The following is a 15,900-nucleotide window of genomic DNA, read 5'->3' on the forward strand; positions in this document are numbered from 1 at the left end:
TACACATCTGTCTTCAACAACCTCCTGCCGATTAAGCAGGAGGTTTTTTTATGAAAGGAGAAGCCATGAAACCAGCCATCATTTTAGATGAAGCGGCAATCAGTCGTGCCTTAACACGAATCGCCCATGAAATCATCGAGCGCAACAAAGGGATTGAAGAATTGATGATCGTCGGTATCAAGACGCGGGGCGAAACACTTGCGAGACGCCTTGCCCGGCGGATTGAAGAGATTGAAGGAAAAGCCGTGTTACTTGGTGTCGTCGACATCTCGATGTACCGCGATGATCTCTCGAAGAAAAGCCTCGAGCCGGAAATCAAAGGGTCCGAGATGCCGGAAGACGTCACAGGAAAAATCGTTGTGCTCGTCGATGATGTCCTGTACACGGGACGGACGGTCCGCGCGGCAATGGACGCACTCGTCGATCATGGTCGACCAAGCATGATTCAGTTAGCTGTCCTTGTTGACCGAGGTCACCGGGAACTCCCGATTCGACCAGATTTCATCGGCAAGAACGTTCCGACGTCACGCGAAGAACAAGTCGTCGTCGCCTTATCAGAAGTCGACGATGCTGATCAAGTATTCATTAAACGTTAAATCAAAAATACCTTTAACGTGGTCCAGAGAGACCAGAAAGGGAGATGCTCTCATGTCAAAACATAAAGCAATTCTTGAAGTCCGTGAATTACCGAAACATCCTCTTCAATGGCTGATGCTCAGCCTCCAACATGTCTTCGCGATGTTTGGTGCGACCGTGCTCGTTCCGTTACTTACGGGATTAAACACATCTGTCGCACTCGTCGCGAGCGGAGTCGGCACGTTGATTTTCCTCGCCGTCACCCGTTTCAAAGTCCCCACATACCTTGGTTCTAGTTTTGCCTACATCGTCCCAATCATCGCCGTCAGCGAACGCTGGGGTGTCGAAGATGCACTTGTCGGCGGGATGGTCGCTGGACTTGTCTACGGACTTGTCTCCTTAATCATCATGTACACAGGTGTCTCCTGGTTGATGAAACTGCTTCCGCCGGTCGTCATCGGTCCAGTCATCATGGTCATCGGTCTATCGCTTGCCCCAACGGCTGTCAGCATGGCAATGAACGGAGCGGATGGCACATATAACGGCTTGTTCTTCTTCGTCGCCTTGACGACGCTCGCTGTTACGCTCCTCGCGATGACGTACTTTAAAGGCATGTGGAGTACGGTGCCGATTTTGTTCGGTATTCTCGCCGGATACCTCGTCGCAGCAATTAGCGGGATCGTTGATTTTGCACCACTGCGCGAAGCAACATTCTTCCATCTACCTGACTTTACGATTCCGTTCCTCGACTATTCACCGACCTTGAACTGGGCAGCACTCGCCTTGATCGTCCCGGTCACACTCGTCACGTTGACGGAACATATCGGTGAACAAAAGGTCACTTCCCGCATCATTGGGCGCGAGACGCTCCTTGATCCGGGAATGCACCGGACAGTGCTTGGAGACGGGATTGCCAAGGCAGTCGCTTCGATGCTCGGTGGACCACCTGTCACGACATACGGCGAAAATAACGGTGTCATGGCGATTACGCGTGTCTACAGCGTGTTTGTCCTCGGTGGCGCAGCATTACTTGCAATCAGCTTCGGATTCCTTGGATACGTCGAAGGCTTCATTAAAACGATTCCGACACCCGTCATGGGCGGCATCAGCATCCTCTTGTTCGGGGTCATCGCCTCGAACGGTCTCCGGACGATCGTCGAAAGTAAGGTCGATTTAGCAGATAAACGAAACTTGACGATCACGGCCGTCATCTTGGTCATCGGCATCGGCGGTGCAGCTTTGAAAGTGGGGAACTTCTCGTTAGAAGGAATGGCGCTCGCCACCATCCTCGGAGTTGTCTTGAACTTGATTTTACCGAAGGCGGCACAGGAAGAAGTCGACATCGAAGAAACACCTTTACAACCGAAACGAGCAGCTAACGACTTTTAAGACGTTCCCGAGAGGACGATAAAGTGGAGGCCCTTGTAGATCGCAGATGTTCATCTGCTTTCTTCAGCGCACCTTCACATCAGAAGGTGCGCTTTTTTGCGGCCGAAAAAGGAGTGAACGAGATGAAAACCCAACCAGTGAGTCCCGATTTCGTCAGTCTCGACCAGCTCTCGATTCTAGAAATCGAGCAGTTGATTGAGCGGGCGCTTGAATTGAAACATGGACAACCGTCAAATACCTTTGCGAATAAAACGATCGCCAACCTGTTCTTTGAAAATTCGACACGGACACGCTGTTCATTCGAGATGGCGGAACATCGCTTAGGAATGCATGTCCTGCCGTTTGAGACGACGACATCGTCCGTCCAAAAAGGAGAAACGTTACTTGATACATGTAAAACACTTGAAGCACTCGGGGTCGAAGCACTTGTCATTCGCCATCACGAGACAGGTTATTACCACGCGCTGATTGAGCAGTTGACGATTCCGGTCATCAATGCGGGCGATGGGAGTGGTCAACATCCATCCCAGTCTTTACTCGATTTAATGACGATGTTTGCCGAATTCGGTCATATTCACGGCAAAACGGTTGTCATCTGTGGTGACCTGCGACACAGCCGGGTCGCCCGGTCGAACGCGGACGTGTTGCAACGGCTCGGGGCGACCGTCATCGGTTCCGGTCCATCGGAATGGTTTGACGAGACGATGGGGATTGCCTATGTCCCGATTGACGAGGCAATCGAGCAAAGTGACATCATCATGTTACTCCGGGTTCAGCAGGAACGGCACAGTCAGGCGATGGAGCTCGAAGAAACGTATCACGAACAATATGGTTTGACACTCGACCGGATGCGGCGGATTCGACCGGAAGCAATCATCTTACACCCGGCACCCGTCAATCGCGGGATCGAGATTGCGGACGAACTGGTCGAACATACCCAGTCACGAATCTTCGAGCAGATGAAAAATGGTGTGTTCGCCCGAATGGCGATTTTAGAACGTGCGTTTCATCCTAACTCAACTGAAGGAGAGATTTAATATGACACTACGTATCGATCACGCAACATGGTATCAAAACGGACAATTGCAACAATCAAGCATTCGCATCGAGGATGGCTTGATTACGGATCTCGATGCTGCGCCGCGGGCGGACGAGCAAGTCATCGATGCAAGTAACCGCTTGTTAGCACCAGGCTTCGTCGATATTCATGTCCATCTCCGCGAACCGGGTGGCGAACATAAAGAAACGATTGCAACAGGTACGGCCGCAGCCGCAGCCGGCGGATTCACGACAATCTGTCCGATGCCGAATACGCGTCCTGTTCCGGATGACCGCGAGACGTTAGACGCCTTGTTCAAGAAAATCGAAGAAACGGCGTCTGTCCGGGTTTTGCCTTATGCGGCGATTTCAAAAAATCAGCTAGGACAGGAACTCGTCGCGTTTGAAGAATTAACGAATGCCTTTGCGTTTACAGATGACGGCGTCGGCGTTCAAAGTGCCGCCGTCATGCGGGAAGCGATGCGACGCGCCGCGAAACTCGGGAAGGCGGTCGTCGCCCATTGTGAGGACGATACGTTGAAAGCCGGCTGTGTCCATGAAGGTGCGTATAGTGAACGGGAAGGACTGCAGGGGATTCCGTCACTAGCGGAAAGTATCCACATCGCGCGCGACGTCTTAATCGCAGAAGCGACCGGCTGCCATTATCATGTCTGTCATGTCTCGACAAAAGAATCAGTCCGGGTCATTCGTGACGCCAAACGGGCAGGAATCCGTGTCACGGCAGAAGTGACACCGCACCATCTCGTCCTGACGGAAGATGACATCGAGGGGCAGGATCCGAACTTTAAAATGAATCCGCCCCTTCGGAGTAAGGCAGACCGGGCGGCACTGCTCGAAGGGTTACGCGATGGCACGATTGATTGTATCGCAACGGATCATGCGCCGCACGCAGCCGATGAAAAAGCGCTCGGCATCGAGCGGGCACCATTTGGAATTACGGGCTTCGAGACAGCCTTTCCACTACTTTATACGAAACTTGTTCAAACGAACCAGATGACGCTAAGCGACTTAGTCGATGCCTTGGCACGCAAGCCGGCCGCCTTGTTCGACTTACCGTATGGTCGCTTGGAAGTCGGGGCACCGGCAGATCTCGTGTTGCTTGATTTAGAGACCGTCCGACCGGTTGAACCAGAACGCTTTTATTCAAAAGGAAAAAATACACCGTTCGCGGGGCAGTTACTGACAGGATACCCGGTCATGACACTCGTCGGTGGAAAAATCGTATTCAAGGGGGAAACGGCACATGTCTAAACGGACACTCATTTTAGAAGATGGTATGACGTTCGAAGGGACAGCATTTGGCGCAACACGCGTCACGATGGGGGAGGTCGTCTTCCAGACAGGGATGACGGGATACCAGGAAATGTTATCTGATCCATCCTATTGTGACCAGATGATCGTCTTGACGAATCCCTTGATCGGGAACTATGGCATCAACCGGGAAGATTACGAAACGACGCGACCACTTGCGAAAGCACTCATCGTCCGTGAAGTCTGCCATACTCCGTCGAACTTCCGCTCCCAATCGTCGTTAGCAGAGGCCTTAGAAGAATTCGATATTCCGGGCTTAACCGGCGTCGATACACGTCAACTGACGCGCCACTTACGATCAAAAGGCGTCATGCGGGGATTGCTCGTCGATGGTGAATTTAATCTCGCCGACCAATTAGAGCGTTTGCACAACATGCCACTCGCAACGGATCAGGTGCAACGTGCTTCGACGGAACGGGCGTACATCATCCCGGGTGCCGGTCCGCGGATTGTCCTCGTCGACTTTGGTGCAAAGCTCGGCATCGTCCGTGAACTCGTCCGCCGCGGTTGCGAAGTTGTCGTCGTACCGTACAATGTTACGGCGAAGGAAGTCTTGCGTTATAAACCGGACGGCATGATGTTATCGAACGGTCCCGGGAATCCGAAAGACGTTCCAACAGCGATTCCATTGATTCAAGAGCTGACAGGGAAAATCGTCATCTTCGGCATTTGTCTCGGTCATCAATTGATTGCGCTTGCGCACGGCGCCGATACGTTCAAGTTACCGTTCGGTCATCGCGGTGCCAATCACCCGGTTCAAGATCTTCAAACCGGTCACGTCAGCATCACCTCACAAAATCATGGCTACGCCGTCGACGAACAGTCATTGAAGGGATTCGAGTTAATCGTCACACACGTCGCGATCAATGATGGGACGGTCGAAGGTGTCAGACACCGGACGGAACCTGTCTTCTCTGTTCAATATCATCCGGAAGCATCACCCGGTCCAATGGACGCCAATGATTTATTCGATCAGTTTTTAACAGAAATCACGAACCAACAGGAGGTCACTCATGCCTAAACGTCAAGATATCCAGAAGATTCTCGTTATCGGATCAGGTCCAATCGTCATCGGACAAGCAGCAGAGTTTGATTATGCCGGAACCCAAGCGTGCCAAGCACTCAAGGAAGAAGGTTACGAAGTCATCCTCGTGAACTCGAACCCCGCAACGATCATGACAGACCCGACTGTCGCGGACCGGGTTTACATCGAACCGCTCCAAGCGGAGTTCGTGTCCCGGATCATCCGCAAGGAACGTCCGGATGCCTTGCTTGCGACACTCGGTGGGCAGACTGGATTGAATCTAGCGGTCGAACTCGACCGACTCGGCGTTTTGGCTGAATATGGTGTCGAACTGCTCGGAACGAAACTGTCCGCGATTGAAGAGGCAGAAGATCGTGATTTGTTCAGAAAATTGATGTTCAGACTGGGACACGGTGTCCCGGAGAGTGAAATCGTTCATACAGTAGAAGAAGCGGAACAATTTTGCGCGAAAATCGGTCTGCCGATCATCATTCGACCGGCTTACACGCTCGGTGGTACAGGCGGCGGGATTGCTGAGACGATGGACGAGTTCGTCCGAATCGTCGAGGGCGGTATCAAAGCGAGTCCGGCGAACCAAGTATTGCTCGAGAAATCGATTGCCGGGATGAAAGAAGTTGAGTTCGAAGTCATGCGTGACGCGACGAACCAAGCGATCATCGTCTGTGCGATGGAAAACTTTGACCCGGTCGGCGTCCATACGGGCGACTCGATTGTCTTTGCACCGACCCAGACACTGTCCGACCGCGATTATCAAATGATGCGAAATGTTTCACTCGACATCATCCGTGCCCTTGGCATCGAAGGCGGATGTAACATCCAGTTTGCACTTGATCCGCATAGTTTCGACTACTATGTCATCGAAGTGAACCCGCGCGTTTCGCGCTCGTCGGCCTTGGCGTCGAAGGCGACAGGCTACCCGATTGCAAAACTTGCGGCAAAAATTGCTGTCGGTTATGCCTTATCGGAACTGAAGAACCCGATCACGGAAACGAGTTTTGCCTCGTTTGAACCGGCACTCGACTATGTCGTCGCGAAGATTCCGCGCTGGCCGTTTGATAAGTTCGAATCGGCAGACCGGACGCTCGGGACGCAAATGAAGGCGACAGGTGAAGTCATGGCGATGGGACGGACGATGGAAGAAGCCTTGCTGAAGGCAGTCCGCTCGCTCGAAATCGGGATGTCGGATCTCCGGATGGACCGTTTTCTCGACATGGATGAAGTGACACTCAACCAGTACATCGTCAAAGCAACGGATGAACGGCTATTCGCCCTTTACGCGGGAATGGAGCGGGGTTATTCGGTCGAACAAATTCACGAATGGACCAGCATCGACCGGCTGTTTTTAGAGAAGTTACACCATATCTTCCGGATTGAACAGGAGTTGGCACGCGAAGAGCTGACACGCGAGCGTTTATTACACGCAAAACGTTACGGCTTCAGCGATGCGATGATTGGCCGGATCACGAAGAAAAGTGAGACCGTGATTCGCCACACGCGAAATCAAGAACAGATTCATCCCGTCTACAAGATGGTCGATACGTGTGCAGCAGAGTTCGCTTCCGATACACCGTATTACTACGGGACGTATGAAGTCGAAAATGAAGCGGCACCGACGACACGCCCGTCGATTCTCGTACTGGGTTCCGGGCCGATCCGGATTGGACAAGGGGTCGAATTCGATTATGCGACGGTCCACTCGATTCAAGCGATTCGCGAAGCGGGTTATGAAGCGATCATCGTCAACAATAACCCGGAAACGGTCTCGACGGACTTCTCGATTTCGGACCGGCTCTACTTTGAACCACTGACGACGGAAGATGTTCTCGAAGTCATCCGAAATGAACAACCGATCGGCGTCATCGTCCAGTTCGGCGGGCAAACCGCCATCAACTTAGCTGAGTCGCTCGCTGACGAAGGGGTCAAGATTCTCGGAACGGCGTTAGAAGATCTTGATATGGCAGAAGACCGGAAACAATTCGAAGCCGCTTTGACAAAACTTGAGATTCCACAACCGCCCGGAAAAACAGCGGTCACGGTCGAAGAAGCGACGGCAGCGGCAGCGGGTCTCGGCTATCCTGTCCTCGTCCGTCCGTCTTATGTCCTCGGTGGACGTGCAATGGAAATCGTCTACGGGCAACAAGAGCTCGAACATTACATGAAACATGCCGTCATCGCCTCGCCGGAACGACCGGTCCTCGTCGACCGTTACTTGACGGGAATGGAGCTTGAAGTGGATGCGATTTGCGACGGTGAAGATGTCGTCATCCCGGGTATCATGGAGCACATCGAACGTGCGGGAGTACACTCCGGGGACTCGATCGGGGTGTATCCCCCGCAACGTGTCGCACAAGCAATCAAAGATCAAATCGTTGATTACACGACGCGTATCGCAAAAGCATTCCGCATCAAAGGATTGCTCAACATCCAGTTCGTCTTCGCTGACGGGGAACTCTATGTGCTTGAAGTCAACCCGCGGGCGAGTCGGACTGTACCGTTCATCTCAAAAGTAACGGGATTACCGGTCGCACGTCTCGCGACGAACGTCATCTTAGGTGAGACACTCGCGTCTTACGGACTGATAAGCGGTCTCCTGCCGGAAGAGAAGCTCGTGTCCGTCAAAGTACCGGTCTTCTCATTCGCGAAACTGAAGGAAGTGGATCCGTCACTCGGACCGGAAATGAAGTCGACCGGTGAAGTCATCGGAACGGACCGGACGCTCGAGAAAGCACTGTATAAAGGGTTACTCGCTTCCGGAATGGCGATTCCTGAACATGGTCGTATCTTGATGACGGTCGCTGATCAAGATAAACAAGAAATGCTGGGTCTCGCCAAGCGGTTTGCAACACTCGGATTCACATTGCTCGCAACAGCCGGAACAGCAAGCTTCTTGACAGAACATGAGTTAGCCGTCCAGGTCGTCGGAAAAATTGGTTCCGATCAAGGGTCAATGCTTGATTTAATCGAAAAAGCGGAAGTCGAGTATGTCATCAACACGATGAGTCGGGACTCCCAAGTGACGAAAGATGGTTTCATCATTCGCCGGGCAGCCGCAGAAAACAATGTCGTCTGTCTGACATCGCTCGATACGGCAGAAGCGTTACTCCGAGTCATTGAAAGTCTCTCGTTCGAAGCAAGTTCGATTCAAGCATTCACGCATATGAAAAAGGCGGTGACGCGATGATTGAACTACTAACGGTCGTCTCAACGAAGAAGGTCGCAGTTAATGCGACAGAGTTGATTTGTCGGATGCCGGAGGTAAAAAAGATTGAGCCGGGTCGCTTCATGCACCTGCGTGTCGGCCCGTTATTACGGCGTCCGATTTCAATCGCAAACGTCGAAGGCGATCTAATCACTTTTTTATTCAAAGAGATTGGTCAAGGAACAAAAGAACTCGCTTCCTTACGGCCTGGGGATTTCGTCGATGCCCTCGGACCACTCGGGAACGGTTTCCCGGTGAACTTGATTGAGCCGACGAGTTGCGTTGTCCTCGTTGGTGGGGGAATCGGTGTTCCGCCACTGTATTATACGATGCGTAAACTTGTCGAACGTGGGGTGACGTGTGAAGCGATTCTAGGGTTTGATACGGCAGACAGTGTGTTTTATGAAGAGGCGTTTAAAAAGCTCGGGCCGACGACGATTACGACGGTCGACGGGACAGCGGGTGTTCAAGGATTTGTGACGGCGGCACTGACACCAGAGCGGTTCGATACGTTACTCGCGTGTGGTCCGGAACCGATGTTACGTTCCTTGCAAACGGTCCCGATTCAAGATCGTTTCCTGTCGATTGAAAACCGGATGGGTTGTGGGATTGGTGCTTGTTTCGCCTGTGTCTGTAAGACACCGGACGGAAACTACGTGAAGACATGCTCCGATGGTCCTGTCTTTCGGGCGGAAGCGGTGATTTTATGAATCGATTAGCGGTCACGTTACCGGGATTGAATTTGAAAAATCCAATTATGCCAGCATCCGGTTGCTTCGGCTTCGGGGAAGAGTTTGCCAAGTTCTACGATTTATCTGTCCTTGGCGGAATCATGATTAAGGCAGCGACAGGCGAGGAACGGTACGGAAACCCAACCCCACGCGTCGCGGAGAGCGGAATGGGGATGTTGAACGCAATCGGGTTGCAAAACCCAGGCGTCGAGGGCATCATCGAAACGAAGTTACCGTTCTTAAGCCAGTTCGACACGGAAATCATCGCGAATGTCGCCGGATCAACACCGGAAGAATACGAAACGGTCACCCGGTTAATCAGTCAAAATCCGGTCGTCAAAGCAATCGAGTTAAATATTTCTTGTCCGAACGTCAAATCCGGCGGACTGCAGTTCGGAACAGACACACGGATGGCAGCAGAATTGACGCGACGCGTCAAAGCAGTGTCGGATAAACCCGTCTACGTCAAACTGTCACCGAACGTCACGTCAATCGTCGAGATGGCACAGGCCGTCGAACAGGCAGGAGCGGACGGGCTGACGATGATCAACACGCTAGTCGGGATGCGAATTGATGTCCGGACTGGTCAACCGATTCTTGCAAATCGGATTGGCGGTCTATCTGGCCCCGCCATCAAACCCGTTGCAATCCGGATGATTCATGATGTCGCACAAGTCGTCGAGATTCCGATCATCGGGATGGGCGGCGTCATGGAGGTCGATGATGTGCTGGAAATGATTTATGCCGGTGCGTCGGCTGTAGCGGTCGGGACGGCGAACTTCGTCAATCCGTTCATTTGCCAAGAGTTGATTGCGGCACTCCCGAAACGGATGGACGAATTCGGGATCGAACATATTTTAGACATTAGGGGGAACGCATATGGGGCAGCTTTACATCGCGCTTGATTTTCCGTCAGGATTACACGTTACTCGATTTTTAGAAAAATTCGGCCCAGTCCGACCTGCCGTCAAAGTTGGCATGGAACTCTATTATGCCGAAGGTCCAACATTCGTCCGACAATTGGTCGAACGGGGACATGCCGTCTTTTTGGACTTGAAGGTCCATGATATCCCGGAAACGGCGCGACGAACACTTCGCGTCATCGGTCAGCTCGGCGTTGAGTTGACGAACGTTCATGCTGCGGGAGGACTCGAAATGATGCGCGCGGCACGGGAAGGATTAGACGAAACAGCTGCGGGCACCCGGTTGATTGCCGTGACACAATTGACGTCGACGGATCAGGCGATGGTCGAACAATTACTGATTCATGAGGAATTGGATACCGTCGTCGTCGCATATGCACAACTAGCCGAACAAGCTGGTTTAGACGGAGTTGTCTGTTCAGCACTCGATGTTGAAAAAATCAAGCCGAGTTGCCGCGACAGATTTCAACTCGTCACACCGGGGATTCGACCGGCAGGGACAGCGGCGCATGATCAAAAACGAATCGCAACGGTTGAATTTGCCCGCGATGCGGGAGCGACGGATCTTGTCATCGGACGCGCCATCACGCAGGCGGATGATCCGGCAGCGATGTACGAAGACTTACTGGCACAATGGAAGGGGATCCGACAATGAATCAATTAGCGACTGCATTACTCGAAATCGAAGCCGTCACACTTTCACCGAGTCAACCGTACACATGGGCGAGCGGACTCCGTTCACCGATCTACTGTGATAATCGTCTGACATTGTCGAGTCCGGATGTCCGTTCGATGATTGCCGATTTATTGGCGCAGCAAGTCAAATCGTTACAAGTCGACGTCATCGCAGGGACGGCGACAGCGGGTATTCCACACGCCGCGCTCGTCGCGGACCGACTCAACTTACCGATGGTCTATGTCCGCGGTAGTGCCAAACAACATGGAAAAGGGAATCAAATCGAAGGGCGCATTAAACCGGGCCAACGCGTCGTTGTCATCGAAGATTTGTTATCGACAGGTAAATCATCGATTGATGCGGCTGAAGCTTTGCAACAGGCAGGGGCGGAAGTCGTGCAGATTCAAGCCATCTTCTCCTATGGCATGAGTCGTTTGCAAGCTAATTTAACGGCAGCGAATCTGAAGGCAACATCGCTACTGAATTTTTCGGAGTTACTCGAAACGGCAGTTGCGACAAGTGCGATCTCGAGAGACGAACAGAAACAACTGCTCGCGTGGTCAATTGATCCAGTTGCTTGGAGTGACCGTTTCACAGCGACGATTTGATTGAGTGAATCAAATACCAGAGTGTAAATAGAGGCTCCTTATCCGGACGGGTAAGGAGCCTTGACGATTTTAGATGAATGTTTTTTGACTTGTCGTATGGGGTGGAAACTTTTTTTGTTACACTAGTTGTAGAACAAAGGAGGTCGCTTCAGATGGTAACGCATTATCGGGATTATGAGAGTTTTAAACGCGTGGCTGTTCCTTTCCTTGAACAGCGCAGTGAGGTCCACCAATTGCCGCTCGGTATCTTGGAACGGGGGGATACGCCACTTTTGATGGCGATCGCTGAAGAAGACGACCGAAAAATCATCATCCTACAAACGATTGAAGAACAGGCGATTTTGGCAGGTGAAGCATTTTCGGATCCAAGCATGCGAAAACTTGCCCGGATTTTTGACTGTAAGGGATATGTCGGAGAACATGCGCTCGTCAAGCCGCTTCTTGCTCCGCATACGAAATACCGTGTGAAGATGGATCAAGGAATGTATGCCTTACATCACGTGACGCGACCACCGCAACTTGAATACGCTTTTCGTATCGTTGACGAACAGGCTGTCGACCAAGCCGTCTCGTTCGGATGGGACTTCATTTGCGAGACCGGTGCATTAGCCGTGACGGAGCGGAATCGTCTTCAAAATGAACAGACGATTCGTCGTCATAGTTCAAAGCAGACGTTATTTGGTCTGTTCGACGGGGACCGTCTCATATCCATGACGTCAGCTAGTCGACCGACGGCGTCAGGCGTGACCGTCTCTTACGTCTATACGCCGCCGGAACTTAGAGGGCGAGGTCTTGCTTCTGATCTCGTGGCCCGTGTCTGTACCTATTTGCTGGAGCAAGCGTACCCGATGATCACACTCTATACGGACTGGTCGAACCCGACGTCCAATAAAATCTATCAAGCAATCGGCTTTCAACTCGTCGGTCGCTCGTTACAAATCACAAAAACCGATAAATACCGGTAGTCAAGAGTCGGTCTGTTTGTCTTTGACAACGGAACATAAGCTTTTTTCCTGTTTGGTGCGGGCGAAGCGAATGATTTTTTCAACACGGGATGAAAACTGTTGTTGCGGTGTTACAGCTATGCATCAAATCATGATAAATATAAAAACGCCGATGCTGCCGTCTGAAAAATGGAAGCATCGGCGTTTTAATTTCGGGTGTTGCCTACTTAAAACGTCGCGATGATTTTACCGCGGACGTGTCGTTCTGCCAACCGCTTTAGCCCTTCGACCAGTTGATGGGCTGGGATGATATCGGTGACGAGTGGATCGAGTTCATTCTGTTGCACGAGCAGAAGCAACGCCGATGCCATTTGACCAAGGTTACGGATGGCGCGGTCATTTTGACTCGCGTAAGCAGCGGCAAGCGCGACTTCATGGATTGACGGTGACAACGTAAACGGTTTGACGATCGACAAATCGGGACCGCCGGCGATATAAGCGAGTTGACCGGAAAAGGCGAGCCGTCCTAAATCGTCCGTCGCTTCTCTTCGGCCGACCGTATTCAAGATTAAATCGACGCCACGTCCATCCGTCCAGTCACGAATCACCTCGGTGACGTTCTCCAGTTTATAATCAATCGCTAAGTCAGCCCCTAGTTGTCTGACCCAGTCATGATTTTCAGTCGACGCGGTCGTCGCGACACGTAAGCCGAGACGTTTCGCGAGCTGGATGCCGAATCCGCCAACACCACCGGCACCGGCGTGGATGAGAATCGTCTCTTTATCCGTCGTGTTCATCTTTTGATGGATCGCTTCATAAGCCGTCATCCCGGCGCAGAGAATGGCTGCGGCATCGGTAAAGCTGACGTCTTCCGGAATGAGGGCAAGTGCCCGTGAATCGACTGCAGCGTATTCCGCGAACGCTCCATTTTTTTGAAGGTTCGTATGAATCGCGACACGGTCTCCGACCGACAAATCACCTGCGTCTGAACCGACCTGTTCGACGACTCCGGCTAAATCGACACCGGGAATGTGCGGGAACGTCCAAGCGGGATTGTTCGTCGCTTTGTAATCGACAGGATTCAGGGCGACGGCTTTAACACGAATCAACGCTTCATGTGCTTTAAGTTGCGGCATCTCGACGTCACGGTACTGCCAATTTTCAATAGATGTTCCCTCTTGATTGAGCCACGCCTTCATGATTAATAGGCGCCTTCGGAGTACGTCAATTCATATGAGTGTGAATAGAGTTCGACGAGGTTACCGAACGGATCTTCACAATATACCATGCGGTACGGTTTTTCACCCGGGTAGTATTCACGAATCGGCATCCGTTGTTTGCCGCCGTGAGCCACAATTTTTTCGACCATGCCTTCAATATCCGGGTCTTGAATCGCGTAATGGAAAATACCTGTTTTCCAGAATTCGAAGTTATTTTCCGGTTGTTCATTGTTCGGGAATTCAAAGAGCTCGATCCCGATCCGGTCGCCTGTCGCCATATGCGCGATGCGGAATTTGCCCCATCCTGCTCCAAATACGTCCGTACACATGACGCCGATTGGGGAATCGTCTTCAACGACATCAGATGGTTCCATGATGACGTACCATCCCATAACCTCCGAATAAAATGTAATAGCTGCCTCTAAATCTGGGACCGAAAGTCCGATGTGTGAAAAATTACGTGGGTAAGTCATGTTTGTTGTCTCCTTTGCTTTTTGATTTACGCTAACGGTAACTTACGATACACTCGATTGCATAGTACGCACTTTGAAGTAACTACTTGAAGGAGAGACGAAAAGTAATGACGACAGAACAATTTCCAGTTAATCGAGCGCTCGAAATCATTGGTGGAAAATGGCGTCCACAGTTATATTGCACGTTAGAGGACGGTCCTAAACGTTTTCTAGAATTGCATCGGTCGATTCCGGGCATCTCAAGGAAGGTGTTGACAGATCAATTAAAGGAACTTGAACGACTTGGCATGGTCGAACGGATTGAATTTGATGAAGCAGTCCTGCATGTCGAATACCGACTGACAGATGCTGCGTTTACGCTTCAACCGGCGATGAAAGGTTTATGTGCTTGGGGAGAGGGGAAAAAATAACTCGTTCCGATTATTTGTTAGGGGAGGTCTTTTAAATGAAAGTGACATATCACGGACAGTCAACGGTAACGATTGAAACGAATGGACAACACATCGTGATTGACCCGTTTTTTAGTGGGAATGACAAAGCGATGACAAAACCGGAAGACGTCAAAGCAGATTTTATTCTATTGACCCACGCCCATGCCGATCATATGGCGGATGCGGAAACGATTGCGAAGTCGACGGGCGCGACGATTGTCGCAACACATGAACTAGCGACGTATTTAAGTTTTAAAGGGTTGAATGTTCATCCGATGAATATCGGCGGTCAATTTGAATTTCCATTCGGAAAAGTAAAAATGACGCAAGCCTTCCATTCTTCAAGCATCATTGATGAAGAGAAGCAGACCATCATGTACATGGGAATGCCGGCTGGCTTCTTACTGACGATTGAAGATAAGGTACTGTACCATGCAGGAGATACGGCGTTGTTCGGCGATTTAGCATTGTATGGGGCACATCATGACATTGCTCTTGCATTTTTACCAATCGGCGACAATTTCACGATGGGACCGGAAGATGCCTTAATCGCTGCCGATATGTTGCAGGCGAACGCGGTTGTACCGATTCATTACGATACATTCGACTTAATCAAACAAGATGCAACGGCATTTTGCGAGCAACTCGAAGCACAAGAGCAGATCGGCCATGCCTTAGCAATCGATGAGTCGCTTGAACTGTAAGATGGACTACTCGTTTTAAAGAGACGGGGCTGACTCATAAGTCGGACGAACATCCATCCCTGTGACGGACGTTTCCGCCATCCTCGCTTTCCATGGGCGGAAGGTAAGCCGCGGCAGCCCACATTTCATGCGGTCATGCCGGGTCTTACCTATTCCTGACGGAAACGCGAATCACGTTTCCTTTTCCCGTAGGAGTCAACGAAATATTACACTTTTTAGGTAATACCGTGACGGAAAACGGCGCATGCAGATGGTTTAGCGCGTAATCTGTCTCGAATCGCTTTTAAAGCGAAAAGCAATCGGTCGCGATCCTGCAGCTTTGCTGTAGCGGCGCGACTGGTTGCCGCTTTGAAGACGAGGCGAGACAGGGGAGCGCGAACGGATTGCTTCTCGATAGCGCATGTTCACGTTTCATAAGAGTTCGTCTACACGCTGGAATGGCTGATGATCCCGCTTTTCACGGAATCATCGGCCATTTCTCTGTAAATTCTTCTTTTTCATGATGGTTAGTGTGTGCCTGGGACACGCATGAAAAAGTCCTAATTCAGTTTAATCGATAATCGTTCCCACCTTTGAGTCAGCCTCGTCTCTTTTTGTGACCTGCTTTTTAG

15 protein-coding genes are annotated in these 15,900 nt (G+C 51.3%); 13 read left to right on the top strand and 2 right to left on the bottom strand.

All coding sequences use genetic code 11. The features are described 5' to 3' along the window. Positions 1 to 65 precede the first annotated feature (65 nt). The 11 genes from pyrR to KNQ05_RS03430 all read left to right on the top strand — a co-directional run bounded on the left by pyrR (position 66) and on the right by KNQ05_RS03430 (position 12,482). On the top strand, positions 66 to 596 hold the full coding sequence (gene pyrR / locus KNQ05_RS03380; protein WP_029330897.1) for a bifunctional pyr operon transcriptional regulator/uracil phosphoribosyltransferase PyrR: 531 nt from the start codon (positions 66 to 68) through the stop codon (positions 594 to 596). A gap of 52 nt (positions 597 to 648) precedes the next feature. After that, on the top strand, positions 649 to 1,965 hold the full coding sequence (locus KNQ05_RS03385) for a uracil-xanthine permease family protein (RefSeq protein ID WP_214801892.1): 1,317 nt from the start codon (positions 649 to 651) through the stop codon (positions 1,963 to 1,965). A 122-nt stretch (positions 1,966 to 2,087) separates the two neighbouring features. Then, complete coding sequence (locus KNQ05_RS03390) at positions 2,088 to 3,002, top strand: aspartate carbamoyltransferase catalytic subunit (RefSeq protein ID WP_214801889.1); 915 nt, start codon at positions 2,088 to 2,090, stop codon at positions 3,000 to 3,002. A gap of 1 nt (position 3,003) precedes the next feature. Continuing rightward, positions 3,004 to 4,275, top strand: coding sequence for a dihydroorotase (locus tag KNQ05_RS03395; RefSeq protein ID WP_214804408.1), 1,272 nt, complete (start codon positions 3,004 to 3,006; stop codon positions 4,273 to 4,275). Further along, positions 4,268 to 5,356, top strand: a complete 1,089-nt coding sequence (locus KNQ05_RS03400; RefSeq protein WP_214765207.1) for a carbamoyl phosphate synthase small subunit — start codon at positions 4,268 to 4,270, stop codon at positions 5,354 to 5,356. Before KNQ05_RS03395 ends, KNQ05_RS03400 begins: the two co-directional genes overlap by 8 nt. Continuing rightward, positions 5,349 to 8,561 carry a carbamoyl-phosphate synthase large subunit gene (gene carB, locus KNQ05_RS03405; RefSeq protein ID WP_214765205.1) on the top strand — a complete coding sequence of 1,071 codons (3,213 nt, stop codon included), beginning with the start codon at positions 5,349 to 5,351 and terminating at the stop codon, positions 8,559 to 8,561. The genes KNQ05_RS03400 and carB overlap by 8 nt, the downstream gene beginning before the upstream one ends. Then, positions 8,558 to 9,289 carry a dihydroorotate dehydrogenase electron transfer subunit gene (locus KNQ05_RS03410; protein WP_214765203.1) on the top strand — a complete coding sequence of 244 codons (732 nt, stop codon included), beginning with the start codon at positions 8,558 to 8,560 and terminating at the stop codon, positions 9,287 to 9,289. Before carB ends, KNQ05_RS03410 begins: the two co-directional genes overlap by 4 nt. Beyond that, on the top strand, positions 9,286 to 10,215 hold the full coding sequence (locus tag KNQ05_RS03415; protein ID WP_214765201.1) for a dihydroorotate dehydrogenase: 930 nt from the start codon (positions 9,286 to 9,288) through the stop codon (positions 10,213 to 10,215). The genes KNQ05_RS03410 and KNQ05_RS03415 overlap by 4 nt, the downstream gene beginning before the upstream one ends. Beyond that, positions 10,190 to 10,888 carry an orotidine-5'-phosphate decarboxylase gene (pyrF, locus tag KNQ05_RS03420; RefSeq protein WP_214801883.1) on the top strand — a complete coding sequence of 233 codons (699 nt, stop codon included), beginning with the start codon at positions 10,190 to 10,192 and terminating at the stop codon, positions 10,886 to 10,888. The genes KNQ05_RS03415 and pyrF overlap by 26 nt, the downstream gene beginning before the upstream one ends. Further along, positions 10,885 to 11,517, top strand: coding sequence for an orotate phosphoribosyltransferase (pyrE, locus tag KNQ05_RS03425; protein WP_214765197.1), 633 nt, complete (start codon positions 10,885 to 10,887; stop codon positions 11,515 to 11,517). The genes pyrF and pyrE overlap by 4 nt, the downstream gene beginning before the upstream one ends. A gap of 152 nt (positions 11,518 to 11,669) precedes the next feature. Then, a complete protein-coding gene (locus KNQ05_RS03430; RefSeq protein ID WP_214765195.1) occupies positions 11,670 to 12,482 on the top strand; it encodes a GNAT family N-acetyltransferase in 813 nt (270 codons plus the stop codon). 206 nt (positions 12,483 to 12,688) lie between these two features. On the opposite strand, the gene KNQ05_RS03435 is transcribed toward KNQ05_RS03430, so the two are convergent. Continuing rightward, positions 12,689 to 13,660 carry a zinc-binding dehydrogenase gene (locus tag KNQ05_RS03435; protein ID WP_214765193.1) on the bottom strand — a complete coding sequence of 324 codons (972 nt, stop codon included), beginning with the start codon at positions 13,658 to 13,660 and terminating at the stop codon, positions 12,689 to 12,691. A 2-nt stretch (positions 13,661 to 13,662) separates the two neighbouring features. Next, positions 13,663 to 14,154 (bottom strand): lactoylglutathione lyase family protein, encoded by a 492-nt coding sequence (locus KNQ05_RS03440; RefSeq protein WP_029330885.1) that lies wholly within the window; start codon positions 14,152 to 14,154, stop codon positions 13,663 to 13,665. A gap of 107 nt (positions 14,155 to 14,261) precedes the next feature. On the opposite strand from KNQ05_RS03440, the gene KNQ05_RS03445 reads away from it, so the two are divergent. Together KNQ05_RS03445 and KNQ05_RS03450 are read left to right on the top strand one after the other, a co-directional pair. Next, on the top strand, positions 14,262 to 14,564 hold the full coding sequence (locus KNQ05_RS03445; RefSeq protein WP_214765190.1) for a winged helix-turn-helix transcriptional regulator: 303 nt from the start codon (positions 14,262 to 14,264) through the stop codon (positions 14,562 to 14,564). A gap of 35 nt (positions 14,565 to 14,599) precedes the next feature. Then, positions 14,600 to 15,289: a metal-dependent hydrolase gene (locus KNQ05_RS03450; RefSeq protein WP_214801880.1), complete on the top strand. Its 690-nt coding sequence runs from the start codon at positions 14,600 to 14,602 to the stop codon at positions 15,287 to 15,289. Positions 15,290 to 15,900: the final 611 nt, after the last annotated feature.

The sequence above is a fragment of the Exiguobacterium sp. s125 genome, assembly GCF_018618605.1.
GTDB lineage: Bacteria > Bacillota > Bacilli > Exiguobacteriales > Exiguobacteriaceae > Exiguobacterium_A > Exiguobacterium_A oxidotolerans.